12 protein-coding genes are annotated in these 15349 nt (G+C 68.3%); 11 read left to right on the top strand and 1 reads right to left on the bottom strand.

All coding sequences use genetic code 11. From position 1 onward, the window contains the following. The first annotated feature begins 8 nt into the window (after nt 1–8). From leuD to accD, 9 genes are all read left to right on the top strand, one after another. On the top strand, nt 9–659 hold the full coding sequence (leuD, locus tag IG196_RS06300) for a 3-isopropylmalate dehydratase small subunit (protein ID WP_101493321.1): 651 nt from the start codon (nt 9–11) through the stop codon (nt 657–659). Between the two features lie 43 nt (nt 660–702). After that, nucleotides 703–1791, top strand: coding sequence for a 3-isopropylmalate dehydrogenase (leuB, locus tag IG196_RS06295; RefSeq protein ID WP_192195452.1), 1089 nt, complete (start codon nt 703–705; stop codon nt 1789–1791). Nucleotides 1792–1881: 90 nt separating this feature from the next. Beyond that, entirely contained in the window at nt 1882–3027 is a 1146-nt protein-coding gene (asd, locus tag IG196_RS06290; protein ID WP_070062265.1) for an aspartate-semialdehyde dehydrogenase, read from the top strand. 181 nt (nt 3028–3208) lie between these two features. Then, on the top strand, nt 3209–5998 hold the full coding sequence (locus tag IG196_RS06285; protein WP_412556370.1) for a FimV/HubP family polar landmark protein: 2790 nt from the start codon (nt 3209–3211) through the stop codon (nt 5996–5998). Between the two features lie 31 nt (nt 5999–6029). Further along, on the top strand, nt 6030–6854 hold the full coding sequence (truA, locus tag IG196_RS06280) for a tRNA pseudouridine(38-40) synthase TruA (protein WP_192195450.1): 825 nt from the start codon (nt 6030–6032) through the stop codon (nt 6852–6854). After that, entirely contained in the window at nt 6851–7594 is a 744-nt protein-coding gene (locus tag IG196_RS06275) for a phosphoribosylanthranilate isomerase (protein ID WP_192195449.1), read from the top strand. The genes truA and IG196_RS06275 overlap by 4 nt, the downstream gene beginning before the upstream one ends. A 48-nt stretch (nt 7595–7642) precedes the next feature. Beyond that, complete coding sequence (gene trpB / locus IG196_RS06270; RefSeq protein WP_101493316.1) at nt 7643–8929, top strand: tryptophan synthase subunit beta; 1287 nt, start codon at nt 7643–7645, stop codon at nt 8927–8929. After that, nucleotides 8929–9774 (top strand): tryptophan synthase subunit alpha, encoded by an 846-nt coding sequence (gene trpA, locus IG196_RS06265; RefSeq protein WP_192195448.1) that lies wholly within the window; start codon nt 8929–8931, stop codon nt 9772–9774. The genes trpB and trpA overlap by 1 nt, the downstream gene beginning before the upstream one ends. A gap of 24 nt (nt 9775–9798) precedes the next feature. Beyond that, nucleotides 9799–10671, top strand: a complete 873-nt coding sequence (gene accD, locus IG196_RS06260) for an acetyl-CoA carboxylase, carboxyltransferase subunit beta (protein WP_101493314.1) — start codon at nt 9799–9801, stop codon at nt 10669–10671. Between the two features lie 82 nt (nt 10672–10753). Here the strand turns inward: accD and IG196_RS06255 are convergent, their stop codons facing one another. Continuing rightward, on the bottom strand, nt 10754–11314 hold the full coding sequence (locus IG196_RS06255) for a YggT family protein (RefSeq protein ID WP_056572059.1): 561 nt from the start codon (nt 11312–11314) through the stop codon (nt 10754–10756). 49 nt (nt 11315–11363) lie between these two features. Between IG196_RS06255 and IG196_RS06250 the strand changes: the two genes are divergently transcribed. Together IG196_RS06250 and IG196_RS06245 are read left to right on the top strand one after the other, a co-directional pair. Next, entirely contained in the window at nt 11364–12008 is a 645-nt protein-coding gene (locus IG196_RS06250; protein WP_192195447.1) for an LON peptidase substrate-binding domain-containing protein, read from the top strand. Nucleotides 12009–12021: 13 nt separating this feature from the next. After that, the gene (locus tag IG196_RS06245; protein WP_192195446.1) at nt 12022–15294 is read left to right on the top strand and encodes a glycosyltransferase family 2 protein; all 3273 of its coding nucleotides are present in this window, start codon (nt 12022–12024) and stop codon (nt 15292–15294) included. Nucleotides 15295–15349: the final 55 nt, after the last annotated feature.

Raw genomic sequence — 15349 nt, 5'->3', positions numbered from 1 at the left:
AGATTCACATGCAGAAATTCACCGTGCACAAGGGCCTCGTGGCCCCCATGGACCGCGAGAACGTCGACACCGACGCGATCATTCCCAAGCAGTTCCTCAAGTCGATCAAGAAGACCGGCTTCGGCGTGAACCTGTTCGACGAATGGCGCTACCTGGACGCCGGCTTTCCGGGCCAGGACCCGGCCAGCCGCAAGCCGAACCCCGACTTCGTGCTGAACCAGCCGCGCTACGCCGGCGCCTCGGTGCTGCTGGCGCGCAAGAACTTCGGCTGCGGCTCGTCGCGCGAACACGCACCGTGGGCGCTCGACCAGTACGGCTTTCGCGCGATCATCGCGCCAAGCTACGCCGACATCTTCTTCAACAACAGCTTCAAGAACGGCCTGCTGCCGATCGTGCTGTCCGAGGCGCAAGTGGCCCAGTTGTTCGATGAAGCGCTGGCCTTCCCCGGCTACGCGCTGACCATCGACCTGGAGCGCCAGGTGGTCGTGAAGCCCGACGGCGGCGAGCTCGCGTTCGACGTGCAGGCTTTCCGCAAGTACTGCCTGATCAACGGGCTGGACGACATCGGCCTGACGCTGCGCCACAAGGACAAGATCAAGGCCTTCGAGACCGAGCGCCTGGCGCAGAAGCCCTGGCTCGCGCACACGATGATCTCGTGATCGCTCACCGCATTTCCGCTTTCAAAAAAACTCAGACCAACTTATGAAAATCGCAGTTCTCCCGGGTGACGGCATCGGCACCGAAATCGTGGCGGAAGCCGTCAGGGTGCTCGAAGTCCTCGACCTGAAGTTCGAGATGGAGTCGGCGCTGGTCGGCGGTGCGGCCTACGAGGCGCACGGCCACCCGCTGCCCGAAGCGACACTGAAGCTCGCGAAGGAATCCGACGCGGTGCTGTTCGGCGCCGTCGGCGACTGGAAGTACGACAAGCTCGACCGCCCGCTGCGTCCCGAGCAGGCCATCCTGGGGCTGCGCAAGAACCTGGGCCTGTTCGCGAACTTCCGTCCGGCCATCTGCTACGAGCAGCTGGTGGACGCCTCGAGCCTGAAGCCCGAGCTGATCGCGGGCCTGGACATCCTCATCATCCGCGAACTCACCGGCGACATCTACTTCGGCCAGCCGCGCGGCCGCCGCATCGCCACCGACGGCCACTTCCCGGGCGCTGAAGAAGCCTTCGACACGATGCGCTACTCGCGCCCCGAGGTCGAGCGCATCGCACGCGTCGCCTTCGAAGCGGCCCGCAAGCGCAGCAAGCGCGTGACCAGCGTGGACAAGGCCAACGTGCTCGAGACCTTCCAGTTCTGGAAGGACATCGTGACCGAGGTCGGCAAGGAATATCCGGACGTCGAACTCGACCACATGTATGTCGACAACGCGGCCATGCAGCTCGTGAAGGCGCCCAAGAAGTTCGACGTGGTCGTCACCGGCAACATGTTCGGCGACATCCTCTCGGACGAGGCCGCGATGCTCACCGGCTCCATCGGCATGCTGCCCTCGGCGTCGCTCAATGCGAGCAACCAGGGCCTGTACGAGCCCAGCCACGGCAGTGCCCCCGACATTGCTGGCAAAGGGGTTGCCAATCCTTTGGCTACAATCCTGTCCGCTGCCATGATGCTCCGCTTCTCCCTGAACCAACCCGAAGCTGCCGACCGAATCGAGTCGGCGGTCAAGCACGTGCTCGCCTCCGGGCTGCGCACGGGCGACATCTGGTCCGAAGGCACGAAGCGCGTCGGCACCCGCGAAATGGGCGACGCGGTCGTAGCAGCCATCACCAAAAAGACGATTACCGGCTAACCGCAGCCCGCTTCGTCACGCCCTCCCCCGGCCGACGAGTCGGGGGCAAAAAAGACTGATTTTTTCTTTCTTCACTAAGGGCAAACTGAAATGGCGAACGCATCCAAGCAACCTCTGGTCGGCCTCGTAGGCTGGCGCGGCATGGTCGGCTCGGTCCTCATGGACCGCATGCAGGCCGAAGGCGACTTCGGCCTCATCGAGCCGGTCTTCTTCTCGACCTCCAACGCCGGCGGCAAGGCCCCGGCGATGGCCAAGAACGAAACCGCGTTGAAGGATGCGAACGACATCGAGGCACTGAAGAAGTGCGACATCGTCATCACCTGCCAGGGCGGCGACTACACCAGCGAGGTGTTCCCCAAGCTGCGCGCCGCGGGCTGGAACGGCCACTGGATCGACGCGGCCTCCACGCTGCGCATGAACGATGACGCGATCATCGTGCTCGACCCCGTCAACCTGCCCGTGATCCAGAACGCGCTCGCCAAGGGCGGCAAGAACTGGGTCGGCGGCAACTGCACCGTGAGTTGCATGCTCATGGGCGTGGGCGCCCTCTACAAGGCCGGCCTGGTCGAGTGGATGACCAGCATGACCTACCAGGCGGCCTCGGGCGGCGGCGCGCAGCACATGCGCGAGCTGCTGACCCAGTTCGGCACCCTGAACGCCGAAGTGCGCGCCCTGCTCGACGACCCGAAGTCGGCCATCCTCGAGATCGACCGCAAGGTGCTGCACAAGCAGCAGAACCTGAGCGCCTCCGAAATCGCCAACTTCGGCGCGCCGCTGGGCGGCTCGCTGATCCCCTGGATCGACAAGGACCTGGGCGACGGCATGTCCAAGGAAGAGTGGAAGGGCGGTGCCGAGACCAACAAGATCCTCGGCCAGGGCGCGGGCTTCGGCACCGCTGCCACGCCGGTCGACGGCTTCTGCGTGCGCATCGGTGCGATGCGCTGCCACAGCCAGGCGCTGACCTTCAAGCTCAAGAAGGACGTGCCGGTGGCCGACATCGAAGCGATGATCGCCGCCGACAACCCCTGGGCCAAGGTCGTGCCGAACACGCGCGAAGCCACGGTCAAGGACCTGACGCCAGTCGCCGTGACCGGCACCATGGACATCCCGGTCGGCCGCATCCGCAAGCTGGCGATGGGCCCCGAGTACGTCGGTGCCTTCACCATCGGCGACCAGCTGCTGTGGGGCGCGGCCGAACCGCTGCGCCGCATGCTGCGCATCCTGCTCGAAGCCTGATGCGGGTTGCTCAGGCCTTGAAATACAAAAATGTTGCCAAAAGGCAACAAAGGATGTCATCGGAAGTATGCGCGCACTGGGTAGATCAGGCGCATTGCCTTGTCAGTGCATGTTGATGATGCTAACGTCCTCTTACAAATTCAGGGCCTGAGCCGCCCCTATCAGCATGACAAGACATCTGTTGCCCGCGGCCCGCCCTTCGGCCGCCCGCCCCGCCCTGCCGTCAAATGGCTGGCGCCTTTCCATCCTGGGCGCTGCCGCCGCCCTGACGCTGGGGCTCGCCAGCCCTGACGCCAGCGCTTTCGCGCTCGGGCCGCTGCGGGTGCAGTCGGCACTGGGCGAACCCTTGCGCGCCGAGATCGATGTCACCGAAATGGCCGCCAATGAAGCGGACGGCCTGAAGATCAACATCGCCACGGCCGAAGCCTTCAAGAACGCGGGCATCCCGTACAACGCGGCCCTGGGCGACGTGAAAGCCACGCTGCAACGCCGCGCCGGCGGTCAGTACGTCGTGCGCCTGGCCGGCAACCGCCCGCTCAACGACCCCTTCATCGACCTGCTGCTCGAAGCCAATGGCGCCTCGGGCCGCATCGTGCGTGACTACACCGTGCTGCTCGATCCGCCGGCCACGCGCCAGGCGGCAGCCACGCCGGTGACGCCCATCGCGCCGCAGATCGCCACGCCGGTCGAGCGCCCCGCGCCGGCCCCGCGCGTGCGCCGCGAACCCGCGCCCGCAGTTGCCGCAACGCCCGCACCCGCTGCGACTGCGCCGGCCCCTGCTGCCGCACCGGCTCCTGCGCCGACACGTGCCGCCGTCGCCGCGCCCAGCGGCGGCAGTGGCGAGCAAGTCACAACGCGCCGTGGCGACACCGCCGGCAAGATCGCCTCCGCTCACAAGCCCGCCGATGTGTCGCTCGACCAGATGCTGGTCGCACTGCTGAACGCCAACCCCGACGCCTTCGTCGGTGGCAACGTCAACCGGATGAAGGCCGGTGCCGTGCTCGACCTGCCGAACGCCGCCGCAGCGAGCGCCGTGCCGGCCGCCGACGCGCGCCGCACGATCACCGCGCAAAGCCGCGACTTCGGCAGCTACCGCCAGCGCCTCGCCGAGAACGCCCCGACCACCAACGTGGCCGCCGCAAGCCGCCAGGCCTCGGGCAAGCTGCAGGCCAGCGTGGAAGACCGCAATGCCGCCGCCAGCGCACCCGACAAGCTCACCGTGTCGCAAGGCAACGCCGCCGCGCGCGCCGCTGACGAAAAGGTCGCGCAGGCCCGCCAGGCGCAGGACAGCAGCAACCGCGTCGCCGAACTCGCGAAGAACATCAACGAGCTGAACAAGCTCAAGGCCGGTGCGGGCACCGGCACCGCCGGATCGTCCGCTGCTGCCGCAGCGCCGGCCGCCACCACGCCCGGCATCGCCGTTCCCGCGCCGCTGACCGGTGCCACGACGCCGTCGCCGGCGGTCACGGCCGGTCCTGCGCCCGTCGCAGCACCTGCAGCCGCTGCCACCGCACCGGCAACGCCAGCTCCGGTCGCTGCACCAGCCGCTCCCGCTGCAACGGCCCCTGTCGCCGCTGCCTCTGCTGCTGCACCCGCTGCAGCAGCCGCACCGTCCGCCACAGACGCGGCCGCCCTCCCCGTGGCAGCCGCTGCCAGTGCCGCGGCCGCCGCAGCCCCCGTCGTCGCGCCCAAGCCTGTGGTGAAGGCCGCTCCGCCGCCGCCCCCGCCGGAGCGCAGCTTCCTCGACGAACTGCTCGACAACCCACTGATGCTCGCCGGCGCCGCGCTGATCGCGCTGCTGATCGGCTTCCTGCTGTACCGCGTGCTGGGCCGCCGTCGCGAAGAGATGAGCGAAAGCGTGTTCCTCGAGAGCCGCATTCCCAAGGACTCGTTCTTCGGCGCCAGCGGCGGCGAATCGGTCGACACCAAGAACCGCGGCGATTCCACCGTGTCGTCGCTGTCGTACTCGCCGAGCCAGCTCGACGCGGGCGATGTCGACCCGGTCGCCGAAGCCGACGTGTACCTCGCCTACGGCCGTGATCTGCAGGCCGAGGAAATCCTGCGTGAAGCGCTGCGCCTGAACCCGGACCGCACCGCGATCCACCTCAAGCTGCTCGAGATCCACGCCAAGCGCCGCGACGTGCGCGCCTTCGACGGCCTCGCCACCGAAGTGCACAAGCTGACCAACGGCGCGGGCTCCGAATGGAACCGCGTGGTCGACATGGGCAAGGACCTCGATCCGGGCAACCCGCTGTACGAATCGGGCACGGGCACCGCGCGCGGCGCCAGCCAGGCCGAAACCGCCGCATTCGCCGGCGCGCTGGCAGCCGCGGCCAAGCCGGCTGTCGCAGCCGCAGCAGCCGTCGTGGCACCGCCGCCCCCGGCCGCACCGCCCGTCGCGTCGGCCCCGCCGGCCTTCATGCCCTCGGTCGCGCCGCTGGACTTCGACCTCGACCTGACCCAGCCGCCCGCACCGGCGCCTGCCCCCGTGGGCGCCAGCCTGCCGAAGTCGGTCTACGCGCCGACGGCCGCACCGGCCCCGCTGAGCAACGGCCACGCCGCGGCCCCTGTCGATCTCGAAAACGACTTCGACACGGCCCCCGGCGCATTGACCGCCCACACGCGCCCCTCGTCGCTGAACGATGCGGAGCACAACACCCGCCCGGCCATGCTGCGCGACACGCTGCCCGCCGATTCGGGCTTCATCGAGTTCGACATGAGCGCCCTCGCCGGCCTGCCGGCCCGCTCGGCTGCCGCCGAAGCACCGCGTTCTGCGGCTGTGGCCACCTCGCCGTCCGCACTGGACGACGACGGCGACGACAACCCGCACGCCGTGAAGCTCTCGCTGGCCCGTGAACTGCAGGCCATCGGCGACGTCGAAGGCGCGCGCTCGCTGGTCGAGGAAGTCGAAGCCGAAAGCGCTGGCGACCTCAAGTCGCAAGCCAAGCAGCTGCTCGCCGAACTGCGCTGAGCCGGTTGCCGACTGCCCTTCTGATCGCTTCGTGAGGCTGGCACTCGGCATCCGCTACAACGGCCAGGCATACGAGGGCTGGCAGAGCCAGCGCTCGGGCCGCACGGTGCAGGACAAGCTCGAAGCCGCCCTCGCGAAGTTCGCCGGGCTGCCCGCCGGCAGCAGGGTCAGCACCCTGTGCGCCGGCCGCACCGACGCCGGCGTGCACGGGCTCATGCAGGTGGTGCACTTCGACACCGACATCGAGCGCGACCCGTTCTCGTGGATGCGCGGCACCAACCGCTACCTGCCCGACGACATCGCAGTGCAGTGGGCGCACCCGGTGCCCGCCGAATTCCATTGCCGCGCCAGCGCCCTGGCGCGTCGCTACGTCTACGTGCTCTCGCAGTCGCCCGTGCGGCCCAGCCTCGATGCGGGCCGGGTCGGCTGGTCGATGTACCCGCTCGATGGCGATGCGATGCGCACCGCGGCGGCGCTGTTGGTGGGCCGGCACGATTTCAGCTCGTTCCGCGCCTCGGCCTGCCAGGCCCTCTCGCCGGTCAAGGACCTGCGGCGCCTCGAAATCACGCGCGTGGGCGACGGCGAACGCTGCCGCTGGCACTTCGAGTTCGAGGCCGACGCCTTCCTGCACCACATGATCCGCAACCTGATGGGCAGCCTGGTGCGCATCGGCCGCGGCGACGAGCGGCCCGAATGGATCACCGAGGTGCTCGAGGCGCGCAGCCGCAAGGTCGCGGCGCCCACCTTCTCCGCCGATGGCCTCTACTTCCTCGGCCCGTTGTACGACGCCAAGTGGGGTCTGCCGGCCGAGGCCACGTTCCAGGGCGACCGGGCTTCGTATGATGGCCCGCCATGACATCCCCCGCTCCCCTCGCCCCGCGCACCCGCATCAAGATCTGTGGCCTCACGCGTGAGGCCGACGTGGACGCGGCCGTCGAGGCCGGTGCCGACGCGATCGGTTTCGTGCTTTATCCGAAGAGCCCGCGCGCCGTGAGCGCCGAGCGCGCCGCCGAACTGGCCTCGCGCCTGCCGCCCTTCATCACGCCCGTGCTGCTGTTCGTGAATGCGGATGCTCCCGAAGTCATAGCATCGCTGGCCCGTGTGCCGGGCGCCATGGCGCAATTTCACGGCGAAGAGACGCCTGCCCAATGCGAGGAAGCCACCGGTCCGGGGCGCTTTCGCTACCTGCGCGCCGCCCGCATTCCGCTCGGCGCAGCCGGGGCCGGCTTCGACCTCGTAAAATACGCGTCCGATTACTCCCACGCCCAGGCCATCCTGCTCGACGCCCATGTCGAAGGTTATGGTGGAGGCGGCAAGGCTTTCGATTGGTCACTTCTTCCACCCGCCGTCGACGCTCACCTCGTCTTGAGTGGTGGGCTCACACCTGCAAACGTGAGCGATGGCATTCACAGCCTGCGGACGCGCTGCAAGACGCTGTCCGTTGATGTGAGTTCGGGCGTCGAAATCGACGGTCCCGGGCACAAGGGCCTCAAGGACGCCGGAAAGATCCGGGCATTCGTCGCTGCCGTGAGAGCCGCAGATGCGGCGAACACTGTCAAAGCCTCGGCAGCCGACGCTTCGTCCTTCTCCAGTTAGCCGCCGCACCCGATCGCAATTCGGGCTGCGGCCCATCGATCGAGAACCATGCAAAGCCAATTCCAGGACTACCAGCAACCCGACGCCAGCGGCCACTTCGGCCCCTACGGCGGCACCTTCGCGAGCGAAACGCTCACCCACGCGATCAACGAGCTGCGCGACGCGTATGCCAAGTTCAAGGACGACCCGGCCTTCCTCGCCGAGTTCCACTACGAGCTGAAGCACTTCGTCGGCCGTCCCTCGCCGATCTATCACGCCGCGCGCACCAGCCGCGAAATGGGCGGCGCGCAGATCTACCTGAAGCGCGAAGACCTGAACCACACCGGCGCCCACAAGATCAACAACGTGATCGGCCAGGCGATGCTCGCGCGCCGCATGGGCAAGCCCCGCGTGATCGCCGAGACCGGCGCCGGCCAGCACGGCGTGGCCACCGCCACGATCTGCGCGCGCTACGGCCTCGAATGCGTGGTCTACATGGGCAGCCAGGACGTGAAGCGCCAGAGCCCCAACGTGTATCGCATGAACCTGCTCGGCGCCACCGTGGTGCCCGTCGAATCGGGCAGCAAGACGCTGAAGGACGCGCTCAACGAGGCCATGCGCGACTGGGTCACGAACGTCGAAAACACCTTCTACATCATCGGCACCGTAGCCGGCCCGCACCCCTACCCGACCATGGTGCGCGACTTCCAGAGCGTGATCGGCACCGAGTGCGTCGACCAGATGCCTGCCATGCTCGCGGCCAACGGCATCACCGGTGAAGCCGAGGGCAAGCAGCCCGATGTGGTGGTCGCCTGCGTGGGCGGCGGCAGCAATGCGATCGGCATCTTCCATCCCTACATTCCGTTCGCGGGCACGCGCCTCATCGGCGTGGAAGCGGCCGGCGAAGGCCTGGACAGCGGCAAGCACGCCGCCTCGATCCTGCGCGGCAGCCCCGGCGTGCTGCACGGCAACCGCACCTACCTGCTGCAGAACGACGACGGCCAGATCACCGAGACGCACAGCATCAGCGCCGGCCTCGACTACCCGGGTGTGGGCCCCGAGCACGCCTACCTGGCCGACATCGGCCGCGCCGAGTACGTCGGCATCACCGACATGGAAGCGCTCGAAGCCTTCCACTACCTGTGCCGCACGGAGGGCATCATTCCCGCGCTCGAATCCAGCCATGCCATGGCCTACGCCATGAAGCTCGCCAAGACCATGCGCCCCGACCAGTCCATCCTCGTGAACCTCTCAGGCCGCGGCGACAAGGACATCGGCACAGTCGCCGACCTGTCGGGTGTCGACTTCTACGACCGGCCCTCGATGCGCGGTCTGAGCGTGAAGGGAGGCAAGTGATGAGCCGCATTGCTGCCAAGTTCCAGGCCCTGCAAACGCAAGGCCGTCGCGCGCTGATCCCTTACGTCACCGCCGGCTTCCCCTTTGCCGACATCACGCCCGAACTCATGCACGGCATGGTCGAGGCCGGTGCCGACGTGATCGAGCTGGGCGTGCCCTTCTCTGACCCGATGGCCGACGGCCCCGTGATCCAGAAGGCCGGCGAGGCCGCGCTGGCGCTGGGCGTCGGCATGAAGCAGGTGCTCGCCATGGTGGCCGCGTTCCGCGCCCAGGACACGACCACGCCGGTCGTGCTCATGGGCTACGCCAACCCGGTCGAGCGCTACGACCTCGTGCACGGCAAGAAGGCCTTCATCCGCGACGCGGCGGCGTCCGGCGTCGATGGCCTGCTGGTCGTCGACTACCCGCCCGAGGAATGCGAGGACTTCGCCGCCGACCTCAAGGCCGCCGGCATCGACCTGATTTTCCTGCTGGCCCCCACCAGCACCGCCGAGCGCATGGCGCAGGTGGCGCGCATCGCGAGCGGCTACGTGTACTACGTGTCGCTCAAGGGCGTGACCGGTGCCGGCCACCTCGACACCGAGGCGGTCGGACGCATGATCCCGCGCATCCGCGAGCACGTGAGCATCCCCGTCGGCGTGGGCTTCGGCATCCGCGATGCGCGCACGGCGCAGGCCGTCGGCTCGGCGGCGGACGCCGTGGTCATCGGCACCAAGATCATTCAACTCATCGAAGACCAGCCCCGTGAAAACGTGGTGCCCACGGTGCGCGAATTCCTGGCCGGCATCCGCGAGGCGCTCGACGCCCTGCCGGCTGCCACGGCCAAGAACGCGGCTGGTCGATAATCACTGCCCTCACAAGGAGCCCCCATGAGCTGGCTTGAAAAACTGCTACCCGCCAAGATCGCACAAACCGACCCGTCCGAGCGCCGCCAGGTGCCCGAGGGCCTGTGGATCAAATGCCCGGCCTGCGAGACCGTTCTGTACAAGACCGACCTCGAGCACAACCAGAACGTCTGCCCGAGCTGCAGCCACCACCACCGCATCGGCGCCCGCGCGCGCCTGGATGCCTTCCTGGACGCCGAAGGCCGCTACGAAGTCGGCCAGGAAGTGCTGCCGGTCGATGCCCTGAAGTTCAAGGACAGCCGCAAGTACCCCGAGCGCCTGAAGGAAGCCCTGGAGAACACCGGCGAGACCGACGCACTGGTCGTGCTGGGCGGCTCCGTCCACAGCATCAGCGTGGTCGTGGCCTGCTTCGAGTTCGAGTTCATGGGCGGCTCCATGGGCAGTGTGGTCGGCGAGCGCTTCGTACGCGGCGTCGAGACCGCCATCGAGCAGAAGGTGCCCTTCATCTGCTTCACCGCCACCGGCGGCGCGCGCATGCAGGAAGGCCTGCTCTCGCTGATGCAGATGGCCAAGACCAACGCCGCGCTCACGCGTCTGGCGAAGAAGGGCCTGCCCTACATCAGCGTGCTGACCGACCCGACCATGGGCGGCGTGAGCGCCGGCTTCGCCTTCGTGGGTGACGTGGTGATTGCCGAGCCCAAGGCTCTGATCGGCTTTGCCGGCCCGCGCGTGATCGAATCGACCGTGCGCGTGACCCTGCCCGAAGGCTTCCAGCGCGCCGAGTTCCTGCAGACCAAGGGCGCGATCGACTTCATCAGCGACCGCCGCGAACTGCGCAAGACCATCGCCAGCACGCTGGCCATGCTGCTGCGCCAGCCCGCCGACGCGGTGCTCTGACCGCTACAGGCCTCGGCCTGAACGCCCGCACGCTGTGAAAGGCGATGCGGGCGTTTTGCTGTCTGGGGTGAACGCCCTCAGGTCAGGCGCCGAGCCTGAACGCGAAGACCAGCAGGTTGCCCAGCACGATCGCCACCACCTGCAGCACCACGATGGCGGCCAGCGGCGACAGGTCGACGCCGCCGATCAGCGGAATGAAGCGGCGAAAGGGCCGCACCAGCGGCTCGGCCAGGCGCGAGATCAGGTCGAGCAGCATCGGCGAGGCGCCCGGAATCCACGACAGCACCGCGTACACCACCAGCAGCGCCGTGAGGCCCGACACCGCCAGCTGCAGCAGGCCGACCAGCGACACCAGCGGCAGCGCCGTGATCCGCGCCAGGCTGCCGGCCAGCAGCCACAGCACCAGGAACTTGAGCATCACCAACAGCCAGGCCGCGATCAGGCTCGCGAGGTCCCAGCGCTTCACGGCGGGCACGATGCGCCGCAGCGGCAGCACGATCCAGTCGGTGATGGCGAACACGAAACGCCCCAGCGGATTGCCGAAGGGCACGCGGTGGTACTGCATGTACAGGCGCAGCAGGCAGGCGCCGCCGAGCAGGCCGACGATCACGTCGAGAAGGAACGAAGGAATCTGATAGAGCATGGGACGCAGCCGTGAGCGGAATGCGATGATAGCCACGCAAGGTTCTTAGATGACGACACCACCCCTTCTGTACTCACTGCCATTGTTCCCGCTCGGCACGGTTCTCTTCCCCGGTGGACTGCTTCCTTTGCGCATCTTCGAGGTCCGCTACCTCGACATGATCGGCAAGTGCCGCAAGGCCGGCACCCCGTTCGGCGTGGTCAGCCTGACGAGCGGCGCCGAGGTGCGCAAGGCCGGCGCCGAGGCCGAAAGCTTTGCCGCCGTCGGCACGCTCGCCGACATCCGCGCGTTCGACGCGCCGCAAAGCGGCCTGCTGCAGATCGAATGCGTCGGCACGCAGCGCTTTCGCGTGCGCAGCAGCGAGCTGCAGAAGCACGGCCTGTGGATCGCCGAGGTCGACGCCATCGCCGACGACGTCGCGCTCGAGATTCCCGACGACCTGCAGCACACCGCCACCGCGCTGCGCCGCCTGCTCGACACCCTCGAAGAGCGCCGCCGCGCGCAAGGCGACACGGTGCGCCTGCCGATCGGCGCGCCCTACCGCCTCGACGACTGCGGCTGGGTGGCGAACCGCTGGTGCGAGCTGGTGCCGATGCAGCTCACGCTGAAGCAGCGCCTCATGGAACTCGACAGCCCGCTGATGCGCCTGGAGCTCGTGAGCGACCTGCTGACGCGCACCGGCATCACCGAATGAATCGGTCGGCGAGATGAGCCCGGCGCCGGTCCGCTTCCACTCGATCATGCTGCGCGCGGGTTCGGACGCCTTCGCGGACAACCACCGCGCCTACTGCGCCCGCTGGGGCTACGCGCACCGCCTGCACGCCATCGGCACGCCGCACAACAGCGCGCGCACGCTGCTGGTCTACAAGTACAGCGTGGTGAGCGCCGCGCTGGCCGATGCACCCGACGGCACGCTGCTGGTCTTCGCGGACGACGACGCGGCTTTTCTCGCCCCGCTGCCGGCGCCGGCCGTGATCGGCGACGCAGCGCACTGGATCGCCGAGAACGAGCACCACCACCGCCCCGAGGGCAGCTGCTTCATGCTGCGCGCCGGCCCCGAGGCCACGGCCTTGGTGGCTTCCGTGCTCGACCGCCTGCGCATCGCGCCCGACGCAGGCGCCGACCGCTGGGCACACCGCGAACTCGAAGGCCTCACCGCCCATCCGCACCACCAGCTCATCGACGGCCGGCACTACCCCAACCTGCTGTTTGCCCGCTTCGGCCACTACCTGCCAGAAGTTTCGGCTTTCGTGCTCTCGTTCAACCCGGCGGTCCACGTCGATGTCCAGGACTGGCGGGTGCGGGGCCTCTTCGTGGCCTACCTCAACACGGTGCTGGCACGCGACGGCCAGCTCTACGACGACCTCCCGACCGCGCCCACGGGCCAGCCTGACTACGAGGTGCGCAACGCCGGCCGCCCTGTCGCCTTGCTGACCAGCTACACGCCCAACATTGCCGCGTACGCCCACCTCGGCGAGCGCAACATCGCCGCATACGCCGACCACCATGGCTACGCCCACCACGTTTACCGCGACCTGCCTGCCGATCTGCGGGGCCGGGTGGCCGGCAACTGGATCAAGCCCCGGTTGCTGCTCAAGCACCTGGCCGAGCACGAACAGGTGGCGTGGATCGATGCCGACATCCTGATCCACGACCGCACGCGGCCCATCGCTTCCCTGCTGCGCGGCCGGCCGGTGGCGCTGGCGCGCGACGTGTCGGACTACGCGTTCAACAGCGGCTTCATGGTGTTCTCGAACACGCCGGCCTGCATCGCGTACCTGCAACGCGTGCAAGCCTTGATCGACGAGGTCACCGACAAAAGCGGCATCTACCTGTCCGGCGGCGATCAGTCGTTCTTCGTGGCCGCCTGGCGGGAAGCCGGCGGCGAGGCGGCGATGCCGCTGTCGGATGGCGTGTCTTTCAACTCGCACCCCGCGCTGCATGACGCCGACAGCTTCATGCTGCACTACATGGGGTACCCGGATCGCTTTCGCGCGCTGGTCATGCGCCATGACGCCCAGCAGATCGAACGCCGGGCCAGCGGCCCGCACGGCACGACAGCCCTGGTGCCCTTCCGGCCCGCGCGCCCCAAGCAGCGGCTGCATTTCACGCACCTGCACGGCATCCCGGACGTCGATCAGTTCGACGACATCGTCGAGTCGTACCGGCTGGCGGCGGAAGCGCTCGGCTACGAAACGAGCTTCACGCCGCACCAGCTCGATCCCGAGGTCGTGAACGTCGTGTTCTTTGCCTGGCGCACCAACTGGCAGTGGTTCGACAAGCTCCATCCGCGCTGCATCATCGTCAACTTCGAGCACCTGACGCCGGGCAATTTCTGCTTCTCCGAGGCCTACCAGGCGACGCTGCGCAACTGCTATCTGTGGGAGTACAGCCTCGCCAACTTCCAGAAGAACGTCGAGCTGGGCTTCACGGCGTCCGACCACGTGCCGCTCGCCTACCAGCGCGGCGCCGGTGCCGAGCCGGCCGCGGAAACCGTGCTGCCCGATGCGCAGCAGGACATCGACGTCGTCTTCTTCGGCGCCACCACGCCACGCCGCGTGCAGGTGCTGGAAGCGCTGATCGCGCGGGGCGTTCGTGTGGTCCTGCCCATGCCGCGGCCGTGGCGCAATGCCGAGCGCGATGCCCACCTGCGGCGGGCCAAGGTCGTGATCAACATGCACCAGCTGGACAACTCGCGCATCGTCGAGATACCCCGGCTGACGGTCCTGCTGCGCAACCGCAAGGCAGTGGTCTGCGAGCTCTACCCGGACAGCGACATCGACCCCAGCTTGCGCGGCGCGGTGGAAGGCGCGCCGTGGGAAGGCCTGGTCGATGCCACGCTTCGCCTGCTGGCCAACCCGGCACGGCGGGCCGAGCTGGAACGCGTCGGGTACGAACGCCTGACCGCCCGGGCGCAGACACACTGGCTCGGACCGGCGCTGGACCGCTACTTCCAGTGGCAAGCGCAGCAGCCCGGCACCTGGAGCGAGGCGACGCAGACGCAGCGATTCCGGGTGGCGGTCGTGATTGCGGCGGCGCACGCAGCGCCCCAACCCCTGCCCAGCCTCGTGGCACAAGAACAATGCGAGCTGGCGGTCATCCGTTTCACCGCCGCTGTGCGCGTCGGCGAGATGGCGGCTCACCCCGACGACACCCTCATCCTGCTGCCCGGCAAGTTCAGCCGGGCCAGCGCCCGCGACGCCGCCATCCGCCAGGCCGATGCCGACTACCTCGTGTTCTGGGACGAAGGCGACACCGCCAGTCCCGACCGGCTTCACCGCCAAGCCGCCTTCCTGGCCGCGCACCCGGAGATCGACATCGTCGGCAGCTGGCTCGAGGAAGGCACAGGCGAGGCGATGCAGCTGCACCGCGCGCCCGAACTCGACCACGAAATCCGCGCCGAGTTTCTCGGCACCGACCGCGTGCTGCGCGCGCGTACGTGCATGTACCGACGCGAATTCCTCCTGCGGCACCGCCTGCACCACGACGATGCCTTCGACGGCGACCTCGAAGCGCAGTACTTCCTGCACCGCTGCGCCACGGCGGGCGCCCGCCTGGCTGCCATCGCAGCACCGCTGTGCCGACGCGTCGTATCGATGCCGAGCGACGACGAGGCGCTCGCAGCCAGCGATGCCGCTGTTCGCTCGCAGCACGCCTTGCTGCGCGGGTACTTTCCGTCGCTCGCTGCCCACGAACACGAACAGCTGGCGCAGATGCGCGCCGCCTACTGGCCGCCCGGTGCCGCGTTTGCCGCATCCGCGCTAGCGCTGATGGCGCAGGTGGCCGCAGGGCCCGCGCTCTCCCCGGACCTGGAGCGCGCCACGCTGGCACGCGTGCTCCGGCGCGAGGCCGTGCGGTTGATCCTTCGCTACCGCATGGCCGGGCTGATCGACGCCGCCTGGCTGGCGCAGCGCATGGACACCCCGGAAGTCGCGTACTTCCTCGCCCCCGCGCGCGATCAACTGATCGGAAAAATCTGACCCGCGCAGGGAGCACCGTTGACTACGGCGCTCCTTTTTTAGTAGCGCGTTGCGC

The sequence above is a fragment of the Variovorax sp. 38R genome (assembly GCF_014843395.1).
In the GTDB taxonomy this organism is placed as follows: Bacteria; Pseudomonadota; Gammaproteobacteria; order Burkholderiales; family Burkholderiaceae_C; genus Variovorax; species Variovorax paradoxus_H.
The sequence above is the reverse complement of the archived record's forward strand: the minus strand, read 5'-3'. Positions and strand labels throughout refer to the sequence as shown.

Excerpts from the sequence above, each read along its gene's own strand:
- IG196_RS06250 (WP_192195447.1), top strand. The coding sequence starts at position 11,364 with ATGACGACACCACCCCTTCTGTACTCACTGCCATTGTTCCCGCTCGGC.
- asd (WP_070062265.1), top strand. The coding sequence starts at position 1,882 with ATGGCGAACGCATCCAAGCAACCTCTGGTCGGCCTCGTAGGCTGGCGC.
- IG196_RS06245 (WP_192195446.1), top strand. The coding sequence starts at position 12,022 with ATGAGCCCGGCGCCGGTCCGCTTCCACTCGATCATGCTGCGCGCGGGT.
- accD (WP_101493314.1), top strand. The coding sequence starts at position 9,799 with ATGAGCTGGCTTGAAAAACTGCTACCCGCCAAGATCGCACAAACCGAC.
- IG196_RS06255 (WP_056572059.1), bottom strand. The coding sequence starts at position 11,314 with ATGCTCTATCAGATTCCTTCGTTCCTTCTCGACGTGATCGTCGGCCTG.
- IG196_RS06275 (WP_192195449.1), top strand. The coding sequence starts at position 6,851 with ATGACATCCCCCGCTCCCCTCGCCCCGCGCACCCGCATCAAGATCTGT.
- trpA (WP_192195448.1), top strand. The coding sequence starts at position 8,929 with ATGAGCCGCATTGCTGCCAAGTTCCAGGCCCTGCAAACGCAAGGCCGT.
- leuD (WP_101493321.1), top strand. The coding sequence starts at position 9 with ATGCAGAAATTCACCGTGCACAAGGGCCTCGTGGCCCCCATGGACCGC.
- trpB (WP_101493316.1), top strand. The coding sequence starts at position 7,643 with ATGCAAAGCCAATTCCAGGACTACCAGCAACCCGACGCCAGCGGCCAC.
- leuB (WP_192195452.1), top strand. The coding sequence starts at position 703 with ATGAAAATCGCAGTTCTCCCGGGTGACGGCATCGGCACCGAAATCGTG.